The organism is Arenibacter arenosicollis (assembly GCF_014397245.1).
GTDB classification, from domain to species: domain Bacteria; phylum Bacteroidota; class Bacteroidia; order Flavobacteriales; family Flavobacteriaceae; genus Arenibacter; species Arenibacter arenosicollis.
The window spans coordinates 73,785-100,395 of record NZ_JACLHY010000013.1; the positions used below are offsets into that span (position 1 = coordinate 73,785).

25 protein-coding genes are annotated in these 26,611 nt (G+C 37.6%); 14 read left to right on the forward strand and 11 right to left on the reverse strand.

Features of this window, described 5'->3' with window-relative positions; all coding sequences use genetic code 11:
- Positions 1 to 48: 48 nt before the first annotated feature.
- From H4O18_RS13435 to H4O18_RS13470, 8 genes are all read left to right on the forward strand, one after another.
- Entirely contained in the window at positions 49 to 843 is a 795-nt protein-coding gene (locus tag H4O18_RS13435) for a glycosyltransferase family 2 protein (RefSeq protein WP_187585412.1), read from the forward strand.
- 322 nt (positions 844 to 1,165) lie between these two features.
- Entirely contained in the window at positions 1,166 to 1,852 is a 687-nt protein-coding gene (locus tag H4O18_RS13440; protein WP_187585414.1) for a phosphocholine cytidylyltransferase family protein, read from the forward strand.
- Positions 1,849 to 3,669: a CDP-glycerol glycerophosphotransferase family protein gene (locus H4O18_RS22490; RefSeq protein WP_187585416.1), complete on the forward strand. Its 1,821-nt coding sequence runs from the start codon at positions 1,849 to 1,851 to the stop codon at positions 3,667 to 3,669. The genes H4O18_RS13440 and H4O18_RS22490 overlap by 4 nt, the downstream gene beginning before the upstream one ends.
- A gap of 9 nt (positions 3,670 to 3,678) precedes the next feature.
- Positions 3,679 to 4,248, forward strand: a complete 570-nt coding sequence (locus H4O18_RS13450; RefSeq protein WP_187585418.1) for an L-threonylcarbamoyladenylate synthase — start codon at positions 3,679 to 3,681, stop codon at positions 4,246 to 4,248.
- A 2-nt stretch (positions 4,249 to 4,250) separates the two neighbouring features.
- The gene (locus H4O18_RS13455; RefSeq protein ID WP_187585420.1) at positions 4,251 to 5,675 is read left to right on the forward strand and encodes a CCA tRNA nucleotidyltransferase; all 1,425 of its coding nucleotides are present in this window, start codon (positions 4,251 to 4,253) and stop codon (positions 5,673 to 5,675) included.
- 119 nt (positions 5,676 to 5,794) lie between these two features.
- Positions 5,795 to 6,829, forward strand: a complete 1,035-nt coding sequence (locus H4O18_RS13460) for a COX15/CtaA family protein (protein ID WP_187585422.1) — start codon at positions 5,795 to 5,797, stop codon at positions 6,827 to 6,829.
- A gap of 26 nt (positions 6,830 to 6,855) precedes the next feature.
- Positions 6,856 to 7,353 (forward strand): IS1096 element passenger TnpR family protein, encoded by a 498-nt coding sequence (locus H4O18_RS13465; protein WP_187585424.1) that lies wholly within the window; start codon positions 6,856 to 6,858, stop codon positions 7,351 to 7,353.
- A gap of 139 nt (positions 7,354 to 7,492) precedes the next feature.
- Positions 7,493 to 8,551, forward strand: coding sequence for a nucleoid-associated protein (locus H4O18_RS13470; RefSeq protein ID WP_187585425.1), 1,059 nt, complete (start codon positions 7,493 to 7,495; stop codon positions 8,549 to 8,551).
- A gap of 161 nt (positions 8,552 to 8,712) precedes the next feature.
- Here the strand turns inward: H4O18_RS13470 and H4O18_RS13475 are convergent, their stop codons facing one another.
- Positions 8,713 to 9,792 carry a hypothetical protein gene (locus tag H4O18_RS13475; RefSeq protein WP_187585427.1) on the reverse strand — a complete coding sequence of 360 codons (1,080 nt, stop codon included), beginning with the start codon at positions 9,790 to 9,792 and terminating at the stop codon, positions 8,713 to 8,715.
- A 77-nt stretch (positions 9,793 to 9,869) separates the two neighbouring features.
- On the opposite strand from H4O18_RS13475, the gene H4O18_RS13480 reads away from it, so the two are divergent.
- The 3 genes from H4O18_RS13480 (at position 9,870) to uvrB (ending at position 13,878) form a co-directional block, all read left to right on the forward strand.
- On the forward strand, positions 9,870 to 10,769 hold the full coding sequence (locus H4O18_RS13480) for an ABC transporter ATP-binding protein (protein ID WP_187585429.1): 900 nt from the start codon (positions 9,870 to 9,872) through the stop codon (positions 10,767 to 10,769).
- 28 nt (positions 10,770 to 10,797) lie between these two features.
- Positions 10,798 to 11,631, forward strand: a complete 834-nt coding sequence (locus H4O18_RS13485) for an ABC transporter permease (RefSeq protein WP_187585431.1) — start codon at positions 10,798 to 10,800, stop codon at positions 11,629 to 11,631.
- A gap of 258 nt (positions 11,632 to 11,889) precedes the next feature.
- Complete coding sequence (gene uvrB / locus H4O18_RS13490; RefSeq protein WP_187585433.1) at positions 11,890 to 13,878, forward strand: excinuclease ABC subunit UvrB; 1,989 nt, start codon at positions 11,890 to 11,892, stop codon at positions 13,876 to 13,878.
- 133 nt (positions 13,879 to 14,011) lie between these two features.
- On the opposite strand, the gene H4O18_RS13495 is transcribed toward uvrB, so the two are convergent.
- Together H4O18_RS13495 and H4O18_RS13500 are read right to left on the reverse strand one after the other, a co-directional pair.
- The gene (locus H4O18_RS13495; protein WP_187585435.1) at positions 14,012 to 14,437 is read right to left on the reverse strand and encodes an Hsp20/alpha crystallin family protein; all 426 of its coding nucleotides are present in this window, start codon (positions 14,435 to 14,437) and stop codon (positions 14,012 to 14,014) included.
- Between the two features lie 127 nt (positions 14,438 to 14,564).
- On the reverse strand, positions 14,565 to 14,966 hold the full coding sequence (locus H4O18_RS13500) for a TerB family tellurite resistance protein (RefSeq protein WP_187585437.1): 402 nt from the start codon (positions 14,964 to 14,966) through the stop codon (positions 14,565 to 14,567).
- A gap of 124 nt (positions 14,967 to 15,090) precedes the next feature.
- Here H4O18_RS13500 and H4O18_RS13505 point away from each other — a divergent pair, with 124 nt between their 5' ends.
- Positions 15,091 to 15,459 carry a DUF1456 family protein gene (locus tag H4O18_RS13505; RefSeq protein WP_187585439.1) on the forward strand — a complete coding sequence of 123 codons (369 nt, stop codon included), beginning with the start codon at positions 15,091 to 15,093 and terminating at the stop codon, positions 15,457 to 15,459.
- Positions 15,460 to 15,664: 205 nt separating this feature from the next.
- Here H4O18_RS13505 and sucC read toward each other — a convergent pair whose 3' ends face one another.
- Together sucC and H4O18_RS13515 are read right to left on the reverse strand one after the other, a co-directional pair.
- Entirely contained in the window at positions 15,665 to 16,858 is a 1,194-nt protein-coding gene (sucC, locus tag H4O18_RS13510; RefSeq protein ID WP_187585441.1) for an ADP-forming succinate--CoA ligase subunit beta, read from the reverse strand.
- A 270-nt stretch (positions 16,859 to 17,128) separates the two neighbouring features.
- Entirely contained in the window at positions 17,129 to 17,755 is a 627-nt protein-coding gene (locus H4O18_RS13515; RefSeq protein WP_246474270.1) for an LON peptidase substrate-binding domain-containing protein, read from the reverse strand.
- Positions 17,756 to 17,924: 169 nt separating this feature from the next.
- Here H4O18_RS13515 and lysA point away from each other — a divergent pair, with 169 nt between their 5' ends.
- Positions 17,925 to 19,166, forward strand: a complete 1,242-nt coding sequence (lysA, locus tag H4O18_RS13520) for a diaminopimelate decarboxylase (protein ID WP_187585445.1) — start codon at positions 17,925 to 17,927, stop codon at positions 19,164 to 19,166.
- A gap of 61 nt (positions 19,167 to 19,227) precedes the next feature.
- Positions 19,228 to 19,761 carry a thioredoxin family protein gene (locus H4O18_RS13525; protein ID WP_187585447.1) on the forward strand — a complete coding sequence of 178 codons (534 nt, stop codon included), beginning with the start codon at positions 19,228 to 19,230 and terminating at the stop codon, positions 19,759 to 19,761.
- Positions 19,762 to 19,880: 119 nt separating this feature from the next.
- Here H4O18_RS13525 and guaB read toward each other — a convergent pair whose 3' ends face one another.
- The 6 genes from guaB to H4O18_RS13555 all read right to left on the reverse strand — a co-directional run bounded on the left by guaB (position 19,881) and on the right by H4O18_RS13555 (position 26,603).
- Positions 19,881 to 21,353 carry an IMP dehydrogenase gene (gene guaB, locus H4O18_RS13530; RefSeq protein ID WP_187585449.1) on the reverse strand — a complete coding sequence of 491 codons (1,473 nt, stop codon included), beginning with the start codon at positions 21,351 to 21,353 and terminating at the stop codon, positions 19,881 to 19,883.
- Positions 21,354 to 21,418: 65 nt separating this feature from the next.
- Positions 21,419 to 21,919 (reverse strand): hypothetical protein, encoded by a 501-nt coding sequence (locus tag H4O18_RS13535; protein WP_187585451.1) that lies wholly within the window; start codon positions 21,917 to 21,919, stop codon positions 21,419 to 21,421.
- Positions 21,919 to 22,455 carry an FMN-binding protein gene (locus tag H4O18_RS13540; protein ID WP_246474272.1) on the reverse strand — a complete coding sequence of 179 codons (537 nt, stop codon included), beginning with the start codon at positions 22,453 to 22,455 and terminating at the stop codon, positions 21,919 to 21,921. The genes H4O18_RS13535 and H4O18_RS13540 overlap by 1 nt, the downstream gene beginning before the upstream one ends.
- A 216-nt stretch (positions 22,456 to 22,671) precedes the next feature.
- A complete protein-coding gene (locus H4O18_RS13545) occupies positions 22,672 to 23,850 on the reverse strand; it encodes a hypothetical protein (protein WP_187585453.1) in 1,179 nt (392 codons plus the stop codon).
- 175 nt (positions 23,851 to 24,025) lie between these two features.
- The gene (locus tag H4O18_RS13550) at positions 24,026 to 25,606 is read right to left on the reverse strand and encodes an alpha/beta hydrolase-fold protein (RefSeq protein ID WP_187585455.1); all 1,581 of its coding nucleotides are present in this window, start codon (positions 25,604 to 25,606) and stop codon (positions 24,026 to 24,028) included.
- Positions 25,607 to 25,739: 133 nt separating this feature from the next.
- Positions 25,740 to 26,603, reverse strand: coding sequence for a hydroxymethylglutaryl-CoA lyase (locus H4O18_RS13555; protein ID WP_187585457.1), 864 nt, complete (start codon positions 26,601 to 26,603; stop codon positions 25,740 to 25,742).
- Positions 26,604 to 26,611: the final 8 nt, after the last annotated feature.

A 26,611-nucleotide genomic window follows, 5' to 3' on the forward strand; every position in this document is an offset into this window, starting at 1 on the left:
AACTATTTCTATTAACACTATCTATTTAGTGGTAAAAATTTCGATTACATGCTAGATCAAAGAGAAAAAATATCAGCCCTAATCATCACTTATAATGAAATGGGTTATATAGAAAAATGTATAGACTCCATTGAATTTGTAAATGAAATTATAGTTGTAGACTCGTATAGTACGGATGGTACATACCAATATCTGAACAATCATCCAAAGGTTAAGGTTATACAACATGAATTTGAAAATTATACGGCACAAAAATCCTACGCGCTAAAACAAGCTACTCATGACTGGGTTCTTTTCTTGGATGCCGATGAAGTAGTTACAGCCAAATTAAGGAAAGAAATTAAGTGTAAGGCGAGGAAAGAGTCTGAACATTGTGCTTACTGGTTTTATAGAAAATTTATGTTCCAAAATAGGCCTCTACGATTTAGTGGATGGCAAACCGATAAAAACTACCGGCTTTTCAGAAAAAGTAAGGCCCAATTTGCCAAAGAGAAAATAGTTCATGAAACCCTTATTGTCAATGGCACTTCCGGGATATTACAGCAAAAACTAGTACACTTTTGCTATAAAAACTATGAAGATTATAAGTATAAAATGTTAAAATATGGGCGTTTAAAGGCCAAGGAAGCCCATAAAAAAGATAAAAAATTCAATTATCTACTTCTAGTTTTCAAACCTTTTTGGAAGTTTTTCAATCATTACATTATTAGATTGGGAATACTTGATGGGAAAAAGGGAATTACCATATGTTATTTGAATGCCTTGGGCGATTTTGAAAGATACAAGGAACTACAGCGTTTGGGTAAAAAAGAAAAAATGGCTTATTTTTTGGTCAAATCATAATTGTATTGGATTTACCTCCGGATACTATTTTCCTAGGCCCAAATTAACCTTCCTCACTATTATTTATATTTCATTGCGGCATTGGCTTCTTATTAAATATTTTGAATTTTTGAAATCTTGTTTGTACCTAAGTCTCCCGATCTTTTAAAGAATGAGTACTAAAAATTAGGGTTATTTTAGACTTCCTGCTCTTCACCCTAAAAAATTATAAACCATTATTTATATATCTTTGCCCCCTCCCTTAACTTTGCATTAGGTTATGGTTAAAAAAATATAGGACCTGTCTAGTTCTGGACTAGTCATTAAATAAATTATAAAACTCATGAAAATTGTCATTTTAGCAGCGGGTATTGGATCAAGACTTGGAAACCCATTTCCTAAACCTCTAACACCTTTAAAAAATGGAAAATGTATCATGGAGATGCAGGTAAACAATCTGGATGAAACCTTTAATATTCATGATATAAATGTGGTTGTTGGTTTTAAAAAGGATTTGATAATGGAACGCTTTCCGGAACTCACTTATATTTACAACCCATTTTTTGATCAGACCAATACTTCCAAAAGTCTTTTAAAAGCCCTTAAAAAAAACAGGGATAAATCTGTGCTTTGGCTAAATGGCGATGTTGTTTTTGACGTGAGATTATTATCTGTTTTAAAGCCATACATTGACAAGAATCAATCGTTTGTAGCCGTAAACACTAGTAAAGTGGCGGATGAAGAAGTGAAGTACACCCTAAAGGATAATTATATAGACAAATTATCCAAGACCGTTAAAAATGGGCTTGGAGAGGCCGTAGGTATTAATTTCATTGCTGCCAAGGATATAAATAGTTTTATAGATAGACTGGAAGAATGTGATGACAATGATTATTTTGAAAGAGGCTTGGAAATAGCTATAGAAAAAGACGGCTTAAAAATTAGTGCGGTCGACATTTCGGCTTTCGATTGTATGGAAGTGGACTTTAAAGAGGATTTGGAAAATGCCAATACCCTATTCCAGAAATGAAGATAATTTTATTTTGCCAAAATGCATATGCCTTTGGTATCCTTGCCCCTATTCGGGATGTGCTTCTAGAACAGGAACATGACTTTCTTTGGTACATATCCGGGAAACTTCTGGATAATTTCCCTTATAAAAATGAGAATTACACGGTAAGCACTTTAGATTTACAGCTCTATAAGAGCGATGCCATCTTTGTTCCGGGAAATGAAGTGCCCTACTATATTCGTGGACTCAAAGTCCAGGTCTTTCACGGACTGGCCGGTGAAAAGAAAGGGCATTTCAGGATAAGACATTATTTTGATCTTTATCTTACCCAAGGACCGTATTTCACGGACAAATTCAATGAACTAAAAAAAATACACAAAAATTTTGATGTCATAGAAACCGGCTGGCCAAAATTGGATGTATACAGCTCAGAAAAAAATAGGTACGATTTTGAAAAAAAGGCCATATTACAGCAATACAATACGGACAAAATTGTGCTCTACGCCCCTACCTTCTCCCCTAGCCTTACTTCGGCTCCTTTTTTATTAAAGGAAATCAAAGATCTTGCAGAGCAAACTGGCTACGTAATCTTTATTAAGTTCCATGATCTTATGGATCATAAGTGGATTAGGGCATACAGAACATTGGCCAATGAAATCCCGAACGTACTTTTCAAGGATGATAAAAACATTATTAAATCGCTCCTCCAAGCTGACATATTGATAAGTGACACCTCATCCGTCATTTACGAATTCATTCTTTTGAACAAGCCCGTAATTTCTTTTAAGAATATAGCCGAAAAGGTACTTTGGGACAACTCAAATTCCTATACAGGACTTACCAAGAAAGTTTTGGATAATTTTCATATAGATCCCCATGCTGCGGAAAGAGCCTATATAAATATGCAATTTCATCCCTACCAGGACGGAAAGTCGGCCCTACGTATGGTCAATGCCGTAAAAAACCATATAGAAACCAATGGGGTGCCCGAAAAAAGAGAACTATCCCTGGCGCGAAGATTCAAAATAAATTCCATGTTTGGGAAGCCTATATTGAATCCCTTTAATGGTGAAAAAATCAATAAGATTTCTGCAATACTTATTACCTACAATGAAGATATCCATATTAATGCAGTTTTGGAGAATGTAAAGTTTGCAGATGAGATTATCGTTGTCGACTCCTTTAGCACGGATGGCACAATCGAAAAGATTAAGGAACGTCCCGAGGTAAAATTGATCCAGCGCCCCTTTGTTAATTATACCGATCAAAAATCATATGCCCTGGAACAGGCCACCAATGATTGGGTACTTTTTTTGGATGCAGACGAGCGTGTCCCTGATCGCTTAAGAAATGAAATCTTGGAAACCGTGAATTCCAAAGAACCCACAGCGGACGCCTACTATTTTTATAGGATTTTTATGTTCAAAAATAAAGTTCTACGCTTTAGTGGCTGGCAAAGGGATAAAAATTATAGGCTCTTTAAAAAGAGTAAAGTTCATTTTACCCAAGATAGAATAGTGCACGAAACCTTAATCGTGAACGGACAGTCTGGTATACTCAAAAACAAACTGATACATTACTCCTATAAAAATTACGAAGATTACAAGGGAAAGATGATAAAATATGGGCAAATGAAGGCTGTTGAGGAATTTAAAAAGGATTATTCCCCAAATCTGTACCATTTTACATTTAGACCATTTTATAAATTCTTCAATCATTATATCTTACGGTTCGGTGTGCTAGATGGCAAAAAAGGTGTGATCATATGCTATCTAAATGCATTGGGAGTATATTCCCGTTATAAGGAATTAAAACGATTGCGAAATTTAAGGTAAAAGACAATTATGAAAGATATTCTTTCCGAGGTTAACAAATGTTATGAAATTCTTACTGAAGGAGGCCTTATTCTATACCCCACGGATACTGTTTGGGGTATTGGTTGTGATGCTACAAATGAAGAGGCGGTGGAAAAAATTTACGCCCTAAAAAAAAGATCAAATACAAAAACTATGATCTGTTTGGTGGCTAACGATTTTATGTTGGAACAACATGTTAACAAAGTACCGGAACTGGCCTATGACATTATTGACCTATCCACCAAACCAACCACCATTGTCTATGAGTCCCCTAAGGGAATTGCCAAAAATTTAATTGCACAGGACAATACTTTGGCCATTAGGGTGGCTACTGATCAATTCTGCCAGTATCTTATAAAGAAATTCAAGAAACCTATCGTTTCCACTTCCGCCAATATAGCCGGACAACCAACTCCCAATAGTTTCAAAGAAATACACGGCGAGATTTTAAAAGGTGTTGACTATATAGTAAATTTGGACCGCGATAAAATTAAAAGTACCCCATCCTCCATTATTATGCTCGGTAATGATGGTACTGTAAAAGTGATCCGAGAATAAGAATGACGAACAGAACCCACGAAGAAGCCTTAAAGAACCCAGTATTTTCTACAATTTCGGATGCAGCGAAGGAACTTTCCTTAGATTCCTATGTAATCGGAGGTTTTGTACGGGACCACCTGTTACAAAGGGGAACCCCAAAAGATATCGACATTGTTGCCATTGGTAGTGGTATAGAATTGGCCAAATTGGTTGCCAAAAAATTACCAGGAAGCTCGGAGGTGAGCGTATTTAAGAATTTTGGAACGGCAATGATCAAATTTCAGGACATTGAAATTGAGTTTGTTGGGGCTAGAAAGGAAAGTTACCACCGTGACAGTAGAAAACCTGTTGTTGAGAACGGCAGCTTGGAAGACGATCAAAAACGAAGGGATTTCACTATTAACGCTCTGGCCATTTCCCTCAATTCAAGAGACTACGGACAGCTCCTAGATCCTTTCGACGGTATTGGGGATTTAAAAAGACAGCTGATTAGAACTCCATTAGACCCTGATATTACGTATTCCGATGACCCTTTGCGTATGATGCGCGCCATAAGGTTTGCCACTCAATTAAACTTTATAATCCATCCTGAATCTTTACAAGCTATTGCGGATAATAAGGAGAGAATTAAAATTATTTCCAATGAACGCATCGTGGACGAATTACATAAAATTTTGGCCAGTGCCAAACCGTCTCTCGGGTTTTCCCTGCTGCACGAAACTGGTCTCTTGCCCTTTGTAATGCCCGAATTGGTGGCTTTGGAAGGTATAGAGGAAATTGAAGGACAACGGCACAAGGATAATTTTTGGCACACTTTGGAGGTCGTGGATAATATTTCCCAAAACACAGACAATGTTTGGCTACGTTGGGCTGCGCTTTTACATGATATTGGCAAGGCACCTACCAAAAAATTCGACAAAAAAATAGGTTGGACATTCCATGGCCACGAATTTATAGGGTCAAAAATGGTCTACAAACTTTTTAAACGCCTTAGGTTGCCTCTAAACGAAAAAATGAAATTCGTTCAAAAGATGGTATTAATGAGTTCCAGGCCCATAGTCCTCTCCGAGGATTTTGTAACCGACTCTGCAGTAAGAAGGCTTATTTTTGACGCAGGAGAGCACGTGGAAGACTTAATGACTCTTTGTGAAGCGGATATTACTACCAAGAATCCCAAAAAGCAAAAGAGGTATAGGAATAATTTCAAAATTGTCCGTCAAAAAATCGAAGAGGTTGAAGAACGTGACCATATAAGAAATTTTCAGCCCCCTATTAGTGGAGAAGAAATTATGAAAACTTTCAACCTTAAACCTTCCAAGGAAATAGGTATGATAAAGGAAGCCATAAAAGAAGCCATATTGGACGGGGAAATCCCCAATGAGTACAAAGCGGCTTACACATTGATGCTGCGAAAAGGAGAAGAAATGGGACTTGAGGGGAATTAAATTTCACTAGGTATGGGCAGTTTTATAAATGACCTTATTTATGCCATAAATTTAGACTTATCCAGACCATATTTTTGATAAAAGAGTGGTAATTTTGCACTATTCTTTCAAATATCCAAATGCAAAATAAATTTACAAAAATCGCCAAAATCGCTTTGGTTTTGGTCTACTTGGTAATTGTGGCCGGAGCTGTGGTAAGAATGACGGGCAGCGGTATGGGATGCCCGGATTGGCCCAAATGTTTCGGATATTATATCCCCCCCACGGATATTTCAGAATTGGAATGGCAGCCCGAAAAGGAATTCAAAAAAGGTCAGGTAATTATTGTTGACGAATCCTTATGGGTAGCCAGGGAGGATTTTAGCACAACTACAAAATACAATGCCAATAATTGGGTGCCGTATACGAAACACGACTACGCAATTTTTAATCCTTTCCATACCTGGACCGAATTCATTAATAGGTTATTTGGAGCACTTGCAGGGCTGGGAACTCTAATAATGGCCTTTGCCTCATTTACCTATTGGAAAAAACGAAGAACCATCACTATACTTTCATGGCTAGTTGTATTTGCAATGGGTTTCCAAGCATGGCTTGGCGCCACGGTAGTATATTCTGTTTTGGCTCCTGCCAAAATAACTATCCATATGGTAATGGCTTTGATTATAGTTGCGATGATCTTATACTTAATACACGCTACCAACAATAAGATCAAGTCTTTAAAACCTGATAAAATTACGAGGAACTTTATGATATTGGTTCTCTCAACCACCTTGGTTCAAATAGTTTTAGGAACCCAGGTAAGACAATTTGTAGATCTGCAAACCGACCTTTATGGTGAAAATGCACCCGGTCTATGGTTAAATAATGCAACGCTATCCTTTTATTTACATCGTTCGTTTTCCATAATCGTAGTCCTGTTAAACTTATTTCTTGCCATTAGGATCTATAAACTAAACCTGGGTTATTCTAAAATAAATTGGGTTTTGGCACTATTACTTTTTGAAATTATTTCCGGAATGGCCATGTATTATCTAGATTTCCCTTTCACTACCCAACCCTTACATCTTGTATTGGCATCCGTTTTATTCGGTTTTCAGTTCTATTTGGTTTTGGAAGCTTTAAATGCTTTTAAAACCATCAAAACTTTGTAACTTTGCCACCACAAAAAAAGGACCCAATGATATACAAAATAAGGATCATTCTAGATGCAGAAGAAGATATTTTTAGGGATATAGAAATAGAGGAAAGCAATTCCATGGAAGACCTTCACAATGCCATTACCCAGGCTTTTGGCTTTTTGGGAAATGAAATGGCTTCCTTCTATACCTGTGATGAAGAATGGAAACAAGACGAGGAAATTGCTTTGTTCGATATGAGCGAAAGTGGCTCTGATGTCCGCCTAATGAACGAGATTCTTTTGCAGGAGATTATCACCGAACATTCGCCCAAACTCATTTACGTTTATGACTTTTTAAGTATGTGGACCTTCTTTGTGGAATTGGCCGATATTGTTGAAAAAGAAGATGGTCAGTCCTATCCCAATACACTTTTCAGTTTTGGTGAAGTACCTGATTCCCCGCCAGAAAAAAAGTTTGAAGCAGATGAAAATGAATTCGATTTTGACAACACTTTGGACAATTACGAAGATTTGGATTTTGATGAAAATTGGAACTAATAATTCCAGTTACTTCGGTTGGAAATGGTAAAATAAATTTGATTGACCCTTTACCATGTCTACTGAGAAAAAACAATTAACTTGAACCTCTAATTAAGGTTTAAGTGCAAAATAACCTTTAAAATTATTTCCTGAATCTATGATCAATTTATATCCTACCCAAATTGAAACCATATCCATACATCGTGTGGGCAACAAAAATAAGAGCGAAGGTATTTTTCTCTCCGAAGAACCATTTTCCCTGAACGATGAAACTACGGGGCTTTTAAAAGAGTATTTTTTTAAACCATTTAGAGAGAAGGAAGAAAATTATTATTACTTCTCAAATGAGGCAGATGTTGAATTTAATGAAGTATTCAAAATTGTTAGCGATATTTTTGATGAGCCAAGCAGTCTTCATGCCAATTCTAAAAAAATAGCTACCCAATTATTCGACCAATCCAATCACCCACATATTAAAAGCGGGGAAGTTTACGTTGCCTATCTTACCGATCTAATGTTGGACAACGTAAAGGTGAGTGCCGTGGGCATATTTAAAAGTGAGCTTAAGCACGATTTCCTTCAATTTCAGGAAAAGGGAAATAGTTTGGATATATTGGTTCAACAAGGTATCAATATCAATAAATTGGATAAGGGGTGTTTAATTTTCAACACCAATAAGGAAGAAGGTTATAAGGTGCTTTCTGTAGATAGCAATCGTTACGACACCAAATATTGGTTGGAAAATTTCCTAGGAGTAGAAGCCTTGTCCGATGATAATTTTAAAACCAAAAACTATTTAAAATTCTGTCAGAACTTTGCCAAGGATGTGGTTTTGCCTGCCGAGGACAAACAGCAGGAAGTTTTGTTTATGAACAGGGCAGTAAATCATTTTGCTAAAAATGACGCCTTTGAAGAAACCAATTTCTTGAACGAGGTTATGGAGAATCCAGATCTGATACCGGAATTTAAGCACTATAAAGTTGAAAAAGGGCCTAAATACAGTATAGAGGACGTTTCTACATTTGACATTGCAAACAAAGCCGTTTCCGACGCCCGAAAAAAGATAAAGAACGTTATTAATTTGGATACCAATATTCAGATCAAACTGGACTTTATCAACCCGGAATCTGCCCAAAAATTTGTAGAAAAAGGTTGGGACGAAGAACGCCAAATGTACTACTACCTGGTTTATTTCAACAAAGAACAGAAAAGTTAGATATTTTAATCGGACTTTAGCCTTAATAACTTAATTAGGCCTTGGATTATTATTCATCCAAGGCCTAATTTGATTTTAATAAACAAGGAATATGGCAGTCGATATTTATCCACAGGTCAGTACGGATTTGGGAATAAAAATCAAACGAAAAATACCGGATATCAAATATTTATCCTATTCTCAATAATCTGCTTCATACTAACATCCTGATAGTTTCTTTTTACGAAATCCAACGCAAGTGCCAATACCTCTCCCATGGTCTTACAGGTTTTAAAATCGATATCTCCGGTTAGGTCTTGAATATGTAAGGCCAAGGCGGCAATATTCTGCTCATTGGATATTTTATCCATCTTAACAATAGAAATCAATCGCTTGATGCGATTCCCGGAACTCAATATTCTTTTGGCTACTATGGAACGTTCTTCAATCTTGTATTGATCCACAGAGTTACGCTGCAACTTTTCCTTTACCAACATGACCATTTCATAATTTTCTTTAAAAAATTGAGGTCTGTACACCTTCAATTTTCCCTCATAACACTGTTGGTCAAAATCTATGGCCCTTATTTTGTATACTACATGGTCAAAATCATGGGTGGGAACAATAACGTAATTATAAGATCGCATATCACCTAATAGTCGGATCATGCAACGTTCATTAAACTTCACAAATTCCTTCGCCAACTGCGATTTTTCCGATTCGTTACATTTTGGCAAAAATTCCTTTATAAAGACATCACCTGGAATACCGGCTATATGTTCCTCTATCAAAGTATCGCCATACACCAAGAAGTTTAGGTTATATGGAGACAACATATGTTCCAGTTCCAATCCGTAAATCCTGGAGGCATCTGTCCTTTTTACATAAAAATAGGTGAAATTGTCATTTAGTATATTCCTTACCTTGATTCTAAAGGGTTTGGAATTCCCAAAGGTGCAATAATCAACGGCATCAACATTTAAAAATGGAAATATGCTATCACTTCCATCGGAATGAAGAATGGAGTATACTTTTTTAAGACTAATATCTATCTCTACCCTATCGAACTCACTATAATAAACACGTACCCAAAGCGTATCCTCATCATTGGAGTCGTATACTACTATAGACCCGGAAAAACGCAAAAGGTCCTCGTAGAAAATTGGGATTTCAATTTTTCTACTGTAGTGCTCTAGATAGGCATCCAGTTTTTTGTTAACCGGAAATGCGGGCTTTTTCTTGGACATTAATCTTTCGGACATGGAAAAAACTTTAATTTGTAACAAAATAACGATTTCTTCGTCAAGTAAGTACTAACAATCAAAAAAACTATCCCAATTTGGAAACTATACTCACCGTAAACCATCTTACCAAAAAGTTTGGATACTTGACAGCAGTAAAAGATCTTTCCTTCAATATTGAAAAAGGCAATGTTTATGGTATTTTAGGACCTAATGGTAGTGGAAAATCGACCACCTTGGGCATAGTGTTGAATGTAGTTAATAAAACAGCAGGTGATTTTTCTTGGTTTGGAGGAACCATTTCCACCCATGTCGCCTTAAAAAAAGTAGGTGCCATTATTGAACGCCCCAACTTCTACCCCTATATGACGGCGATTCAAAATCTTAAATTGGTCTGCAAGATCAAGGAAGTGCCAGAGGATAAAATTGAGGAAAAATTGGAAATGGTAGGACTTCTGGATCGCAAGAACAGCAAATTCCGTACCTACTCCCTTGGAATGAAGCAGAGATTGGCCATAGCCTCGGCACTTCTGAATGATCCTGAAATATTGATCCTGGACGAACCAACCAATGGTTTAGATCCCCAAGGAATACATCAGATAAGGGAAATCATAAAAAAAATTGCTGCACAGGGCACTACTATTCTTTTAGCCTCACATTTACTGGACGAGGTGGAAAAAGTCTGCAGCCATGTAGTCATCCTAAGAAAAGGAGAGAAACTCTATTCCGGACCTGTAGATGAAATGTTGACCAGCTATGGCTTCTTTGAATTAAGGGCTACCGATGAACCTGCATTGATGACCTTCCTTGGAAACCATGCCAGTTTTGGCTCCATAAAGCATGAAAATGGCTTGATTACCGCAATTTTGAAGGAAGAAATGGACGCTAGCAGCCTAAATAATGACCTTTTTAAAAACGGCATAACGCTCTCCCATTTGGTAAAACGCAAAGCTAGCCTTGAGGAACAATTCCTTAGTTTGACCAATCATAACAAATAACTACCAATGCCTTTAACCAAATAAAACTATGCTACGTTTATTACAGATAGAATTTATAAAATTATGGAACAATAATGCGAGTAGGGTCCTGATCATTTCCTACTTCGTCCTTATCCTTTGCATGGCATTAATTGCCGCCATTAAGTTTGATATAGGTCCCATTCAATTCAATGTAGCCGATCAGGGCATTTTTAATTTTCCATACATCTGGCATTTGAACACATGGATAGCCAGTGGATTAAAGCTCTTTTTCGCGATTATTATCGTCTCCATGATGGCCAACGAATACAGTAACAAGACCTTAAAACAAAATTTGATAGACGGCCTTAGCAAAAAGGAATTTATTGCCTCTAAATTTCTTACGGTTTTTGCCTTTTCCGTTATTTCCACAATTTTTGTTTTTCTTGTTTCGCTAGTTTTGGGCCTCTTTTATTCTGATTTCACTGAGTTATCGATAATATTCTCAGAATTGGGGTACTTATTGGCCTATTTCATTAAGTTGGTTGGTTTCTTTTCCTTCTGCCTATTCCTGGGAATATTGGTGAAACGGTCTGCCTTTGCCTTAGGTTTTTTAATTATATGGTTTGCCATTGAGAATTTAGGAATTCGATTTTTGGTTTGGTGGTTGGCCGGTAAGGAAGCCTCTGTAACCGTTATGAAATACTTGCCTCTGGAATCCATGGGCAACTTGATCAAAGAACCGATCTCCAGATTTAAAGCGGTACAAAGTATGGTTGAACAAGTAGGGGAAGAATTCAATAAAGATTATGCCGTCCATTTTTCTGAGATTTTAATAGTTGGTTGTTGGACGGCAATTTTCATTTATCTTTCCTATGCCCTGCTCAAAAAACGCGATTTATAGTCCTCATTCGGAAAAGCACTATGGACTTTCCTTTACCGCCCCTTTTGCCCATATCCCTCAAAGTAGAACTATTTGGGTCATAAATAGTTCCCAAAGAACCTTGGTATTGATCTCTATTTATTAATTTTAGGTCTTGAAGCGAATATGTATCTATTTGATATCGAATTCGCCTTATAGGAATGCTCGTAATGGACCTCTGTGAGTTCCTTAATGCAAAACAAGATTATTGTAGCATTTATCACAAGAAATTTTTAGTAGATGAAATTTAAAGTTGTTTCCGAATTTAAGCCAACAGGTGATCAGCCCCAAGCCATAAAGCAATTGAAAGAGGGCCTTGAAGCCGATGAGCGTTACCAAACACTTTTGGGGGTAACCGGGTCCGGAAAAACATTTACCGTTGCCAATGTCATTGAACAAGTTCAACGGCCTACCTTGGTATTGGCGCATAATAAAACCTTGGCAGCACAATTATACTCCGAATTTAAACAGTTTTTTCCCGAAAATGCGGTTGAATATTTTGTCTCTTACTATGATTACTATCAACCTGAAGCCTATATACCTTCCAGCGGAACCTATATTGAAAAAGATCTATCCATAAATGAGGATATTGAAAAACTGCGCTTGAGTGCTACTTCATCCCTTTTATCAGGTAGGAGGGATATTTTAGTAGTGGCATCGGTATCCTGTTTATACGGTATTGGGAATCCAGTGGAATTTCAAAAAAATGTCATTGGAATACAAAAAGACCAAGTGATACCTAGGACCAAATTTCTTCATCAATTGGTACAAAGCCTTTATTCTAGGACCACTGCCGATTTTAGAAATGGTAATTTTAGGGTAAAAGGAGATGTAGTGGATGTTTTTCCAAGCTATGCCGACCATGCCTTTAGAATTCATTTTTTCGGGGACGAAATCGAGGAAATAGAGGCCTTTGACCCCTATAAAAACAAAATCCTTGAAAAGTATCAACAGCTGAATATTTACCCGGCCAATATGTTTGTTACCTCCCCAGATGTGCTCCAAAATGCCATTCATCTTATACAGGAGGATATGGTGCATCAGGTAGCATATTTCAAGGAAATAGGGAAACATCTGGAAGCCAAGCGCTTGGAGGAACGAACGAACTTTGATCTTGAAATGATTCGTGAATTGGGATATTGTTCGGGCATTGAAAACTATTCCAGGTATTTGGATGGTCGAGAACCGGGAACACGTCCGTTTTGTTTGTTGGATTATTTCCCAAATGACTATTTAATGGTGGTCGATGAAAGTCACGTAACCATTCCACAGGTACACGCCATGTATGGCGGTGACCGTTCCAGAAAGGAGAATTTAGTGGAGTATGGATTTAGATTGCCTGCAGCCATGGATAACCGGCCTTTAAAATTTGAGGAGTTTGAAGCCCTCCAAAATCAAGTAATATATGTAAGTGCAACTCCAGCCGATTACGAACTGCAGTTGAGCCAGGGTGTTTATGTAGAGCAAGTGATCAGGCCTACTGGGCTATTGGACCCCATCATTGAGGTACGTCCCAGCCTGAACCAAATTGATGATCTTATCGAGGAAATTCACCTAAGGGTGGAAAAAGATGAAAGAACCTTGGTAACGACCTTGACCAAACGAATGGCGGAGGAATTGGCCAAATATTTGACCAGAATAAATGTACGTTGCCGATATATACATAGCGATGTAGATACGTTGGAGCGTGTGGAAATAATGCAGGACCTGCGCAAAGGTGTTTTTGATGTACTTATAGGGGTAAACTTACTAAGGGAAGGTCTGGATTTGCCAGAAGTCTCTTTAGTGGCAATATTGGATGCCGACAAGGAAGGCTTTCTCAGAAGTGCCAGATCCTTGACCCAAACCGTGGGTCGTGCAGCCAGAAATCTGAATGGCAAGGCCATAATGTATGCGGACAAAATTACTAACAGCATGCAAAAAACTATAGACGAAACGAACTATAGACGTGAAAAACAAACCACCTACAATCTTGAAAATAATATTACTCCAACTGCACTGAATAAAAGTTTGGATAGTGTATTGGCCAAAAATTCAGTTTCCACCTATCATTTCGAAAAAGAAGAAATGAAAGCTGCAGAACCAGATTTAATGTACCTTACCATTGAACAAAAAGATAAAATGATACGGGCTAAAAGAAAAGCCATGGAAAAGGCGGCCAAGGACTTGGATTTTATGCAGGCAGCGAAATTAAGGGATGAAATTAAATCATTACAGGAGCAGGAATAATATATTTTATGGCCGTCAGGTATAGTTTAAAATTTAATTGGAACAAAAAAAGCGCTTCGAAATCTCGAAGCGCTTTCACAACCAACTAACCAAACCATCATGAATCACTACGGATTCACAACTACTTTTAAACTTATGCTATTTCAATTAATCTTTTAGGCTTTGGTAAGGCCTCCTCTTTTTTAGGCATAACAAACTTTAGGATTCCATCTTCATAGGACGCATTAATTTTATCCAACGAAATTGTTTCAGGTAAACTAAAAACTCTTTTGAAGGAAGAAAAAGCAAATTCCCTTCTGGTATACCCATCATCTTCCTTATTTTCTTCACTTTTAACTTCAGAAGAAATGGTTAGGATGTCGTTGTCAATTTCAACATTAAAATCTTCTTTTTTTCTTCCAGGTATTGCCAATTCCAATACATATTCGCTTTCAGTTTCCTTGACATTGGCGGCTGGTACGTTTTGTTTAAAGTTATCTACTCCACCAAACCAATCTGGCCTTAAAAATTCGCTCATTAATGTTGGAAACAGCACATTATTTCTTTTTACTATACTCATGACTTTTATGTTTTAAATTAAACTTTGATTTCTCATGAGCTAAAAGGCAAATCTTGTACCGAGCCAGTTTTAATGCCAATATGTCGTATATTACAGTTAAAAAACAGACATTATGTCGTTTATTACCCTAATTATTGTACGCTTTAAATATATTGATCAAGACAGCAGGGGGAACCACCTTGTCCGGATAATGATGCATTACGGTAAGAACTTGCTCAATAGCGGCCTGGGGAAGGCCAAATTTAAGACCAATATTATGCAACTGTTCAATTTCCACTAACCGTTGTTCGTGATCCACATTCATTAGGAGCACCAACCTATGAAACTGAAGAATTCTCTCCGCTTCGGATTTAAGCACAACCTTTTCTACTTTCTTATCAAAAAGGGAATCAAATGTTTCCTTATCCACCTCCAGTTGATTTGCAACGCCCAGCAAAAATTGGTACTCTGAATCCTTGATTTCCTTGTCTACTTTTGCAAAAGAAATCATTTGGGAAAGAATGCCCAACTTCTCCAAATATGTGCTCATAAATTTCAGTTTAACACTAAGTTACACTAATTAACGTTGATTTATTGCCTTACATACCAGGAAAGTATTCCCAAACTAGTATCACATCCTATTTTTTGTAATATCTTGCCAAAAAATTTATCCTATGACCAATAATGATGTTCTAAAAAAATTGAGGGTTGCCTTGAAATTACGTGATGATGAGATTGTTGAAATTCTAAAACTGGTCGATTTTAAGATTACCAAAAGCGAGTTGGGAGCGTTTTTTAGAAAGGAAGACCATCCTAATTATGTAGAATGCGGAGACCAAATACTGCGGAATTTTTTAAACGGATTGGTAATCCACTACCGAGGGACCAGGGATAACCCTAAGGACCCAAAAACATCTTTACCGAGGCCAAAAAAGGAATCCATTGCCAAAACACATCAAAAACCTAGATTTAAGGATCAACAAAAGAAGAATATAGATCACGACATTAGTCCTGTGAAATACAAAAACAAAAAAAGGTCTTGATCTTTTCAGGGCAATGAACAATAACATATTAAATCTTCTTCCAATTACCCAGAAATTATATTCATTGGCCGGAACGTATTCCCGGTTTCCCTTTTAAGTCAACCAAAGCCTTTTTGATTACAATCCCGAATATATAATTATCGCCAAACAAAAAAAAGGCAGCACTGTAACAGTACTGCCTTTTAAAAGTTTATAATTTATTGGGTTATGCCAATACTTCCTTCACCTTATCTGCAGCTTCTTGAAACTGAACTGCGGAATGTACCGCCAGACCAGAATTATCAATAATCTCTTTGGCCAATTCAGCATTGGTACCCTGTAATCTTACTATAATAGGTACTTTTATAGAATCTCCCATATTCTTATAGGCATCCACAACGCCTTGCGCTACACGATCGCAACGAACTATCCCACCAAAAATATTTATCAGGATACATTTAACAGCAGGGTCTTTCAATATAATTCTAAAGGCTTCTTCCACCCTTTTGGCATCTGCAGTTCCACCAACATCCAGGAAGTTGGCAGGTTCACCACCGGCCATTTTAATAAGATCCATAGTAGCCATTGCCAATCCGGCACCATTTACCATACATCCAACATTACCATCCAAATCTACATAATTAAGTCCTACGGCCCTTGCCTCTACCTCAATTGGATTCTCCTCAAGCAAATCGCGCATTTCAGCATATTGCTTTCTTCTATAAAGTGCATTGTCATCAATTGAAACTTTGGCATCAACAGCCATAATCTTATCATCGGAAGTCTTAAGAACTGGGTTTATCTCGAATAAACTCGCATCGCTCTCCACATATGCCTTATACAAATTAGTAACAAACTTGGTCATTTCCTTAAAAGCCGTCCCAGACAAGCCTAAGTTAAAAGCTATTTTTCTAGCCTGAAAAGGCAATAAACCAGTTGCAGGATTTATTTCTTCTGTAAAAATAAGGTGTGGTGTTTTCTCTGCCACTTCCTCAATATCCATTCCACCTTCGGTAGAATACATAATCATATTTCTTCCAGCTGCCCTGTTTAATAAAACGGACATATAAAATTCACTGGTTTCACTATCCCCTGGATAATAAACATCCTCTGCAACCAAAACTTTATGGACTTTTTTTCCTTCTGCCGAGGTTTGCGGAGTAACTAAATTCATACCAATGATAGATCCTGCAATTTCTTCTACTTCACGCAAGTTCTTGGCCAATTTAACGCCTCCTCCTTTTCCTCGTCCACCTGCATGAACCTGGGCCTTTATAACATGCCACCCTGTTCCGGTTTCCTGAGTCAATTGTTTGGCAGCATCTACTGCTTCCTTGGCATTATATGCCACTAAACCGCGTTGAATGCGTACTCCAAAGCTCGCTAAAATCTCTTTTCCTTGATATTCGTGAAGGTTCATAAATTGAAGGTTCTATATGTTGAGTTGCAAAAATAGGAAACACAGCGGATTTACCCTAATTAAATAAAACAGAAAAATTTAGAGGACTGACAATATAGATAAGAGGGAATAACAAATTGAAATTAATAATTTTCAAACCAATATTATAGGTGAAATCATTTCATTTTCCCGTGATGCTATTGGAATATAAATTCAGTTGGATATCATAACTTGAAATCAACTTAAAACGAATCTTTTACTTCTTGGGACAGTAAACATTACCGCCTAGTATCAAAGCTTAAAATCCTTAAAATCTATGGGGTCAAAATTCTTGAAATGCCCGTTCATCCCAATCATTTCCTTAGATTGGTTAACCTGCTTTAAAACTTGAATGGTATTGGTTAAATGTGCTTTTAAAAACAGTAATCGCTCACTTTCGTAGGTCATTTTTAGGAGTTTATATTCTTGCGCAAGTGAAAGTCCTATTTTATGTATTAATTGATAAATATCAAAATTACCTGCCGTAATACCAATAAAGGATACATCCATTAGGGCATAAAGTTCAATGATGAGGCTTAGTACATTACTCCTCAAAGACGCCACACTGTCATCAAAGTATGGCAAAAACTCAACCTCCCCAGCTGGATACAATTTTCCATCCATCACTTGTTGAAATGTATTTACCTTAAAGGAGCGTAGACCAACGCATATTATATCCATCTCCCCCGTATCGTAGGTTTTAATTGTTTCCTTTAACTGCATCTCGGTTCCATACGCAATCTCCCCTTCGATATATACCGGCACACCAAAGTTTATAGGCACATTCTTAACTTCTCCAATCAATTGTTTGTAACGCTCCTCAAAAACATGAAGGGCAACCATCTCACCTGGAAAAAAAACGGATGGCAAAGGAAACATAGGCAACAACATAAGTTTTTGTTTAAAGTTACGACGGTCTTACCGAAAAACAAACTAGACTAAAAAGGTATTTGTTATAAAAATAACAATATGTTACATTATTCAACTATTGCTATATATTTTTGCTCAAAAACAATAAGTAGTCTAGATTTGCATAAAATTTTATAAAATGCGAAACACTGATTTATTAAATATAGCAAAAACTTATGGTGACCCTGTCTATGTATATGATTCTGAAAAAATAATTTCCCAGTTTCATAGATTGACCAATGCATTTAAAGACGTAAAGAAATTACAATTAAATTACGCCACAAAGGCACTTTCTAATATTACCATTTTAAGATTAATGAACAGTTTGGGAAGCGGCTTGGATACGGTTTCCATTCAAGAAGTACAATTGGGACTAATGGCAGGTTTTGAGCCTAGTTCCATTATATTCACCCCAAACGGCGTTTCCTTGGAGGAAATTGAAGAGGCAGCTAAACTGGGAGTTCGAATCAATATAGACAACTTATCCATCTTGGAGCAATTTGGCAGCAAGCATCCGGATATTCCTGTATGTATTAGAATTAACCCACATGTAATGGCAGGTGGAAATTCCAAGATATCTGTAGGGCATATAGATTCCAAGTTTGGAATCAGCATCCATCAAATACCTCATTTATTGCGTATTGTAAACCTTACGAATATGAACGTAAATGGGATACATATGCACACCGGAAGTGACATTTTGGATATTGACGTATTCCTTTACGCCTCAGAAATTCTTTTTGAAACGGCAAAGAATTTTCCCGACCTTGAGTTTATCGATTTCGGAAGTGGATTTAAAGTTCCTTACAAAGAAGGGGATATTGAAACCAATATTGAAGAATTGGGCAAAAAACTAAGTAAGCGTTTCAATACCTTTTGCAAAGAATACGGCAGGGAGTTGACCTTGGCTTTTGAACCCGGCAAATTTTTGGTAAGTGAAGCAGGTTTCTTCTTGGCAAAAGTAAATGTGGTAAAACAAACCACTTCAACAGTTTTTGCAAGTATCGACTCAGGATTCAATCATCTAATTCGCCCAATGTTTTATGGCGCCATCCATAGTATAGAAAATATTTCCAATCCCGAGGGACGTGAACGCTATTACTCCGTTGTGGGCTATATTTGTGAGACTGATACTTTTGCCAGTAACAAACGTATCAACGAAATAACCGAAGGCGACATTCTATGCTTTAAAAATGCCGGTGCCTACTGCTTTACAATGGCCAGTAATTACAACTCAAGATTTAGGCCGCCGGAAGTTTTATGGCATAAGGGAAAAGCAATATTGATCAGGGAAAGGGAAACTTTTGATGACCTTGTCAAGAATCAAATTGATGCCAAAGATTTATTTGCTCCTGTTAAAGAAAATGCAATAGCAAAATAAAATTTACGGAATTTCGTTAGTTTTGTTAGAATTACTTGACTAAGTCATAAAAACGTAAAGCATGAAATTAGCGGCCACATCATTTAATAAATTAGCTATTCTTTTTGTATTGGCCATTCTTCCCTTGGGTAGTATAGCACAGGAAGTAAAATGGCTTAGTTGGAATGAAGCGGCAAAACTGGCTGAAACGGAGAAAAATCCAAAGAAAATATTTATAGATGTTTACACTGATTGGTGTGGATGGTGTAAAAAAATGGACAAGGATACATTTCAGAATCCAGAAGTTGCAGAATACATGGCCAAAAACTATTATATGGTGAAGTTGGACGGTGAAGGCAAGGAACCTATTGAATTTAGAGGTAAGACCTTTAAATTTGTTCCCTCTGGCAGAAATGGCTACCACGAATTTGCGGCAGCGCTGATGCAAGGTAAAATGAGTTATCCTACCACTATATTTTTGGACGAGAAAATGAATATGCTTTCTCCCGTTCCAGGTTATCAAAAACCAATACCTTTCCTAAAAATAGCTAAATATTTTGGTGAAGACATACACAAAGAGAAAGACTGGAATACGTATGACAGCGAAAGTAAGTAGGACAAGTTGATATAATTTTCTGTACATAAAATAAAAAAAAGACGGCTAGCCGTCTTTTTTTTATTCATTTAGATCCTATTATACTTCAGACCCAATATCAGTAAACTATGATATTTTAATTATCTGCTATAGTTCGGAGATTCCTTGGTGATGGTTACATCATGAGGATGACTCTCATTAATTCCACTTGCGGTAATCTTGACAAATCTACCTGTTTCCTTTAAGGTTTCAATGTCCTTTGCACCGCAATACCCCATTCCTGCTCTTAAACCACCGATAAACTGGTGAATACTCTCATAGAGATCGCCTTTATAAGGAACACGTCCTACAATTCCTTCCGGTACCAATTTTTTAATATCGTCCTCTACATCTTGGAAATATCGGTCCTTACTACCTTGTTTCATAGCTTCCACAGAACCCATTCCGCGATAGGATTTGAACTTACGTCCCTCGTATATGATAGTCTCACCTGGAGATTCCATTGTACCTGCCAACAAAGAACCCAACATTACCGTATCTGCACCTGCAGCAATCGCCTTAGGTATGTCTCCGGTATACCTAATTCCACCATCTGCTATAACTGGCACTCCACTACCTTTAATAGCGGCAGCAACCTCCAATACAGCCGAAAATTGAGGAAAACCAACCCCTGCGACTACCCTAGTAGTACAAATTGAGCCTGGACCTATTCCTACTTTTACCGCATCGGCTCCAGCCTCTACCAAATACTTGGCGGCTTCTGCAGTAGCTATGTTGCCGACAATAACTTCCAAGTCAGGAAATCTCTTTTTAACTTCCTTTAAAACAGTGACGACACCTTTGGTGTGTCCATGTGCTGTATCTATTACAACAGCGTCTACCCCTGCATTTACCAAAGCTTCAGCCCTATCAACGGCATCACCTGTAACCCCTAAGGCGGCAGCAACGCGCAATCTGCCATATTGATCCTTGTTAGCCATCGGCTTTTGGGTAAGTTTTGTAATATCCCTAAAGGTAATTAAGCCAACAAGTTTATAATCCTTATCAACTACCGGTAATTTTTCAATTTTATTTTCCTGTAAAATATCCTCTGCCTGTTCCAAGGAAGTCCCCTCGGATACAGTAACAAGGTTTTTGTAGGTCATCACCTCCGAAATGGGGCGGTCATTATTTTTTTCGAACCGAAGATCCCTATTGGTAACTATTCCTATAAGTTTACCCTTGTCATCCACGATAGGTATTCCTCCAATGCTGAATTCCTTCATATTTGCCTTGGCATCCCTTACCTTGGAATTTAAAGGTAAAGTAACCGGATCAATGATCATCCCACTTTCAGCACGTTTTACCTTTCGCACCTTCAGCGCCTGCTGTTCTATGGTCATGTTCTTATGCAACACACCTATACCACCTTCCTGTGCAATGGCAATGGCCATTCTGGATTCCGTTACGGTATCCATGGCAGCGGAAACAATGGGAACATTGATAGTAATGTTTCTAGTAAATTTTGTTTGAATATTGACTTCCCTAGGAAGTACTTCTGAAAAAGCTGGAACCAAAAGTACGTCATCGTACGTAAGTCCTTCTCCAACAATTTTGTTTAGGTGAGCTTGCATAGCAATTAAAGATTAATTGCGTGCAAATATACTACATTTAAAGGAATTGGGTAAAACTTATTATGTTAATTGACTGTTACCGATTTTCGGCACAATTGATAAACCACCAATAGTGCAGAAATAGTGAAGGTAAGCGTCATTAAAAATCCTGAAAAAATAACCACATATTTCATCCACAATATTCCGGACCACATTAAATAGATACCTCCAAAAGTTAAAATAACAGAAAGAAAAGGCTCAATCGTTAGAAACATTTTTAATTTTTGAGGTAATTTGGTAAGCCATACCAAGCCCCCTAAAAGAAAAAATATAAGCGACATGGAAAGTATGTGGGTATGGATAATGGTAAGCATTTCCCGTTCTCCCTTTTTAAACTTCATGACCTCGGCATCTTCATCCTCCTCATTTCCCAAATAATTTTCCTCAATACCCATTGGAGAGGAGGTACTGGTTTCAGAAACAAATAAAAGACCGGTATAAAAGCCTATACTCAGCACTAGCACAAAAGTTGCGACAAACCATTTTACACCCCTGGGCAACTTCATTAAAAGACCATCATAACCCATTAAAGCAACTTTTTTTCTTGAAGAATTCCGACGGTTTGCAATAAGTTATCCATTGAGGTGGTCATTGAACGTACCGAAATGGTTGCTCCTGAAATACCATCAATATTGGTTTCATGATCTACCCTATCCTGACCGGTTTTTCCCGTAAATTGCTGCAACCATCTTTTGCTGCCAATTTCTCCGCCATACTCTTCGCGATAAATTAGTATTTTGGAATGTACAACACTTAGGTTATCATTGAAGACTACCAAATAATCAAATTTTGCAGTCTTACTAGGGGCATTGTCTACGAAGATATAACCAGCTACCTCTGAGCCCTTTGTCAATTTAAAGAAATTATGAGCTGTTATCTTGGCCGGTAATTGGGCATTTAAGGAAGCAGGAACATTTATAGGTTCCAAAGTAAAATCATTGGCCCCAAAAACCTTCTCTATTTCCTTGTCTACCTTCTTTTGTAACTTTTCAGGTATTCCAAAGCCAAATAACATAACAGCCAAAACAAGCACAAAACCCGTAATTTTCTTTCCTTGCATCATAGGACAAAAGTACTAATTTAGAATCATTTTTAATAATAATTTAAACATGGAAGCTATAATTTCTCCACAAAGTAGCATTAACAACTAATAGGCAACAAACAATTAGCCCCAATAAAACAGAAAAACTCCAATAACAAACCTAAAATAGGTCCTTACTGGAGTTTATTTCCTATGGTACTTTCAATATTTTGGGACTTCTTTTAAATGGAAACGGTATTAGAACCAAACACCAATTCCAAAATTTAATCTGTCCTTAACTCCATCACCTTGTAATGCATTGTCCCTAAATTGGTAATCACCTTTTAAAACCACTCCAGGAGCTATATGATAACTTAAACCTGTTGTAACATCAGTTCTATCATAGGCTTCGTTCTGTAATAAACTACCGGCCGTATCTGCATGGGTATTATAATTTTCATAGCGTACAAAGGCAAACAATTTTTGCTCATTTCTACTGGGCAATAGGTTGTAAGCGCCCTCAACATAATAACCTTGCATAGCACTTCCCAAATCCTTATTGGCCAAAGCATTATACTTATCCGTATCGGAAAGGGATGCATATATAAACTGACCACGTGCCGTAAAACGCTCATAGGCATACCGTGCATCCAAGCCTAACATGGAAATACCTATGTTGGCCCCATCTAAATTCTCAATATCATCTGCAGCTTGTGTTTTACCAAAATAAGTTGAAAACCCTAGACGCAATCCCGGGATACCGTAATAATCCAGTTTGGTTGCCAGGTTAGGGCTATCCACGGTAGACTTAATTCCTTTTTGTCTTCCTCCACGTAAACCGTTTGATCCTTGTAAAAATCCAGAAATCCCTCCTTCGCCATCTGATTGGGTCGATTTAAAACCATTAAAAACATAGGCTTGGTAACCCAAAGAAAGGTTATTGAACTTTCCACTTACCCCTACACCCAATTCTCTCCATGTGGTAGGTACAATAACATTGTCCATTTCCGGCCTCTCCGTACCATTAAAGGTAGTTGGCTCATGAAATTCATTAACAATACCCATTGGCACCAACATCAATCCACCTCTAAGGTTTAAGTTATTGGCAACATTATAGTTAACAAAGGCCTGCTCAACATATATTTCCTCTACGTGCTCCACTTCCAATTCAGTAATAAATTGGGCTTTATCATTAAATCTATAACCCAGTAGCAACACTAAACGTTGCACATCCAATTCCCCATTATCGCCCTCTGGCTGGTTGTACAACATTTCGCCATATGCCCCAATGGTCACAGCCGAACCGTAATTCCCCGACAATAGTCTCTGGGCCGCATTCAGTTGATTTTGTGGATCAAGGGTGATACTATCGGTGGCTGTCTGAGCCATTAGAAAAGTTGAAAAAAAGAATGCAAATAAGTAAAAATAATGTTTCATTAGTATGGTATTTTTATTTAGACTGATTGTAAATAATTAAAAATCGAGTGCAAATATAATAGCCCAAACCAAACTGACAAACTTTATTTAAACTAAATCTAAATAAACTTTAAATTTTAACATTTTGGGGAAGTAACCTAATAAGAAGGGCATGCCTTAAAACCAATAATGCCCCTTAATTCCATTGGAATGCGAAGTATTCGCATTGATCGGACCCTATATTTCTTATGGCATGCGGCACATTGGATGGCAAGAAGTAGAAGTCCCCTTTTTGTGCACTAATAACCTGATTACCTATCTCCATTTCGGTCTGCCCATTAATTACAAGAACAATTTCTGTGGCGTAATGGGTATGTGGTTCATGGCTTTTGATATCAGGATTTAATGTTGTTACATGCATTTCATAATATGGGCACATGGCCGTGGATCGGTGAAAATAATTCCGAACGCCGCCCTTATCGTGTTCTTTAAAATTCAAATCCTTGAAATCAATTATGGTAGATGCCCCGCTTTTTTTAGCTCTTTTGAAGTCCAATTTCGATTTGGATTTATAGATCATGGTATAATATGTACTTCTAGGTGTAATACTTTTTATAAAACCTTTGTCACCCGGTATTAAAACCATTACACTGTTTTTGCCTATGATTTTATCCTTATTATTAACCTTAATTTGAACCTCCCCGTCCTTTATAATTAAAATTTGCTCCATATCCTTACTGTACAACCTACGTGCAGCCCCATCCGGAAGTTGCACAGTTTTGAATTCCATTTCGGAAAAATGCATGGTCTCCCCACTTGCCATTATCGAATCGGAAAGTTTTAGTGGAAATTGGTATACACCAGCCTCAATTCTTTTGGGAACAACATCACTCCAAAGCCAAGCTAAGGACTCGGGCAGAATAGCCCCTCCATGTTCTCCATTGTGCCCACCTGTCCCCTTTTCAGACTTGATATCGTACCCTTTATACTTTAAAGCCGACTCCATTTGCAAATTTCCTAACCACCAATCTCCATATTGATTATTTAGATCCTTTGTCCCATCCTGCAAAAAAACCTTAATATTCCTGTAGTCTTGCCTGCGTATCATTGAAGGATAATTGTGTCCCTGCCTAATGTCCGTAAAACTTCCAATATGGCTCATTACCCTATGGAACTCGTTCGGATAAAACCAAGCCGCTGAAAATGCGCAGATCCCCCCAGAGGACATACCTGCAATACCCCTAAGCCTCGGATCTTTGGAAATATTATAATCCTTTTCCAATTCGGGTATTATCTCTTGCAATAGAAATTTTCCATAAGTATCAGAAACCGTATCATATTCCAAGCTTCTGTTCGAGGCTTTCCATGGACTATCAACTTGGATAGAATCCATGGAATGACCAGGGTTGATAAACAAGCCTATGGTAACTGGCATTTTTCCCTGAGCAATCAGATTATCAAAAACTATTGGAACTCTAAATTGACCTTCGACATCCGAATAGGCATGACCGTCCTGGAATATCATGAGTGCAGTGGGAATGGCTGGATCGTACTGGCTAGGGACATAAAGATAATAGTCCCGAATAGTATTGGAATAAATATTGCTTCTCCATTGATGCTTACTCAACTTTCCTTGTGGAATTCCCTCATATACATCAGAATTAGGTCCTTTTTCATAAGAATCTTGAGCGTAAATCAATGCCGAACATAGCATCATTAAACATACAAGTAGGTAAAAAGAAATAGAACTTTTTAGACCGGTTCGGAAATTTTCCATTTTTGGTAGGTTAGATATTTGATAAGTAACAATATAAGCATTAATTGCCATTAGGGACATACCCCAATCCATTACTTAAAAGTACTGGTCATTTAATTTTAGAATAGCCGAATTACATCAAAAGTCCGATGCATCAATACTTGCTGAACAGGTCGGTTGCCTTGTTAAATGCAGCTTCAAAAGCCATCCAATTAACATTGGTTTCCGCTTTGGCTGATGTAAAATAGGACAGCATTTTTTCCGTTGGCATATTTCCGGTAAGTTCATCCTTAGCCATAGGACACCCGCCAAAACCTTGTACCGCCCCATCAAATCTGCGACACCCGGCTTTATAGGCTGCGTCTACCTTTTCATGCCATTTCGACGGAGTGGTATGTAAATGGGCACCGAATTCTATTTCTGGAAATTTAGGAATCAGATTAGAAAACAAATAGTTTATAACATCAGGAGTTGAAGAACCCACTGTATCCGAAAGCGACAATATTTTCACTCCCATTCCTGCCAATTTTGTTGTCCATTCCCCCACTACCTCAACACTCCACGGGTCCCCATAAGGGTTACCAAACCCCATTGATATATAGGTAACCACTTCTTTACCTGAGGCTTTGGCTATACATAAAATCTCTTCCAAGGTATCTACGGATTGAGCAATAGTTTTATGGGTGTTCCGCATTTGAAAGTTCTCCGATATAGAAAAAGGATAACCCAAATAATCTATGGATTTATGTTCTGAGGCATCCATTGCCCCCCTTACATTGGCCACAATAGCCAAGAGTTTACTAGACGTCTTGGTCAGGTCCAATTGAGAAAGTACCTCAGCTGTATCCACCATTTGTGGAATGGCCCGAGGCGAAACAAAACTCCCAAAGTCTATGGTGTCGAACCCGCAATTCAGTAAGGATTGAATATATCTTACTTTTTTTTCAGTAGGAATAAAAGTCTTAATGCCCTGCATGGCATCTCTTGGACATTCTATTATTTTTATGGTATTGGACATTCCCTGGC

Excerpts from the sequence above, each read along its gene's own strand:
- H4O18_RS13435 (WP_187585412.1), top strand. The coding sequence starts at position 49 with ATGCTAGATCAAAGAGAAAAAATATCAGCCCTAATCATCACTTATAAT.
- H4O18_RS13440 (WP_187585414.1), top strand. The coding sequence starts at position 1,166 with ATGAAAATTGTCATTTTAGCAGCGGGTATTGGATCAAGACTTGGAAAC.
- H4O18_RS22490 (WP_187585416.1), top strand. The coding sequence starts at position 1,849 with ATGAAGATAATTTTATTTTGCCAAAATGCATATGCCTTTGGTATCCTT.
- H4O18_RS13450 (WP_187585418.1), top strand. The coding sequence starts at position 3,679 with ATGAAAGATATTCTTTCCGAGGTTAACAAATGTTATGAAATTCTTACT.
- H4O18_RS13455 (WP_187585420.1), top strand. The coding sequence starts at position 4,251 with ATGACGAACAGAACCCACGAAGAAGCCTTAAAGAACCCAGTATTTTCT.
- H4O18_RS13460 (WP_187585422.1), top strand. The coding sequence starts at position 5,795 with ATGCAAAATAAATTTACAAAAATCGCCAAAATCGCTTTGGTTTTGGTC.
- H4O18_RS13465 (WP_187585424.1), top strand. The coding sequence starts at position 6,856 with ATGATATACAAAATAAGGATCATTCTAGATGCAGAAGAAGATATTTTT.
- H4O18_RS13470 (WP_187585425.1), top strand. The coding sequence starts at position 7,493 with ATGATCAATTTATATCCTACCCAAATTGAAACCATATCCATACATCGT.
- H4O18_RS13475 (WP_187585427.1), bottom strand. The coding sequence starts at position 9,792 with ATGTCCGAAAGATTAATGTCCAAGAAAAAGCCCGCATTTCCGGTTAAC.
- H4O18_RS13485 (WP_187585431.1), top strand. The coding sequence starts at position 10,798 with ATGCTACGTTTATTACAGATAGAATTTATAAAATTATGGAACAATAAT.
- uvrB (WP_187585433.1), top strand. The coding sequence starts at position 11,890 with ATGAAATTTAAAGTTGTTTCCGAATTTAAGCCAACAGGTGATCAGCCC.
- H4O18_RS13495 (WP_187585435.1), bottom strand. The coding sequence starts at position 14,437 with ATGAGTATAGTAAAAAGAAATAATGTGCTGTTTCCAACATTAATGAGC.
- H4O18_RS13500 (WP_187585437.1), bottom strand. The coding sequence starts at position 14,966 with ATGAGCACATATTTGGAGAAGTTGGGCATTCTTTCCCAAATGATTTCT.
- H4O18_RS13505 (WP_187585439.1), top strand. The coding sequence starts at position 15,091 with ATGACCAATAATGATGTTCTAAAAAAATTGAGGGTTGCCTTGAAATTA.
- sucC (WP_187585441.1), bottom strand. The coding sequence starts at position 16,858 with ATGAACCTTCACGAATATCAAGGAAAAGAGATTTTAGCGAGCTTTGGA.
- H4O18_RS13515 (WP_246474270.1), bottom strand. The coding sequence starts at position 17,755 with ATGTTTCCTTTGCCATCCGTTTTTTTTCCAGGTGAGATGGTTGCCCTT.
- lysA (WP_187585445.1), top strand. The coding sequence starts at position 17,925 with ATGCGAAACACTGATTTATTAAATATAGCAAAAACTTATGGTGACCCT.
- H4O18_RS13525 (WP_187585447.1), top strand. The coding sequence starts at position 19,228 with ATGAAATTAGCGGCCACATCATTTAATAAATTAGCTATTCTTTTTGTA.
- guaB (WP_187585449.1), bottom strand. The coding sequence starts at position 21,353 with ATGCAAGCTCACCTAAACAAAATTGTTGGAGAAGGACTTACGTACGAT.
- H4O18_RS13535 (WP_187585451.1), bottom strand. The coding sequence starts at position 21,919 with ATGGGTTATGATGGTCTTTTAATGAAGTTGCCCAGGGGTGTAAAATGG.
- H4O18_RS13540 (WP_246474272.1), bottom strand. The coding sequence starts at position 22,455 with ATGATGCAAGGAAAGAAAATTACGGGTTTTGTGCTTGTTTTGGCTGTT.
- H4O18_RS13545 (WP_187585453.1), bottom strand. The coding sequence starts at position 23,850 with ATGAAACATTATTTTTACTTATTTGCATTCTTTTTTTCAACTTTTCTA.
- H4O18_RS13550 (WP_187585455.1), bottom strand. The coding sequence starts at position 25,606 with ATGGAAAATTTCCGAACCGGTCTAAAAAGTTCTATTTCTTTTTACCTA.
- H4O18_RS13555 (WP_187585457.1), bottom strand. The coding sequence starts at position 26,603 with ATGTCCAATACCATAAAAATAATAGAATGTCCAAGAGATGCCATGCAG.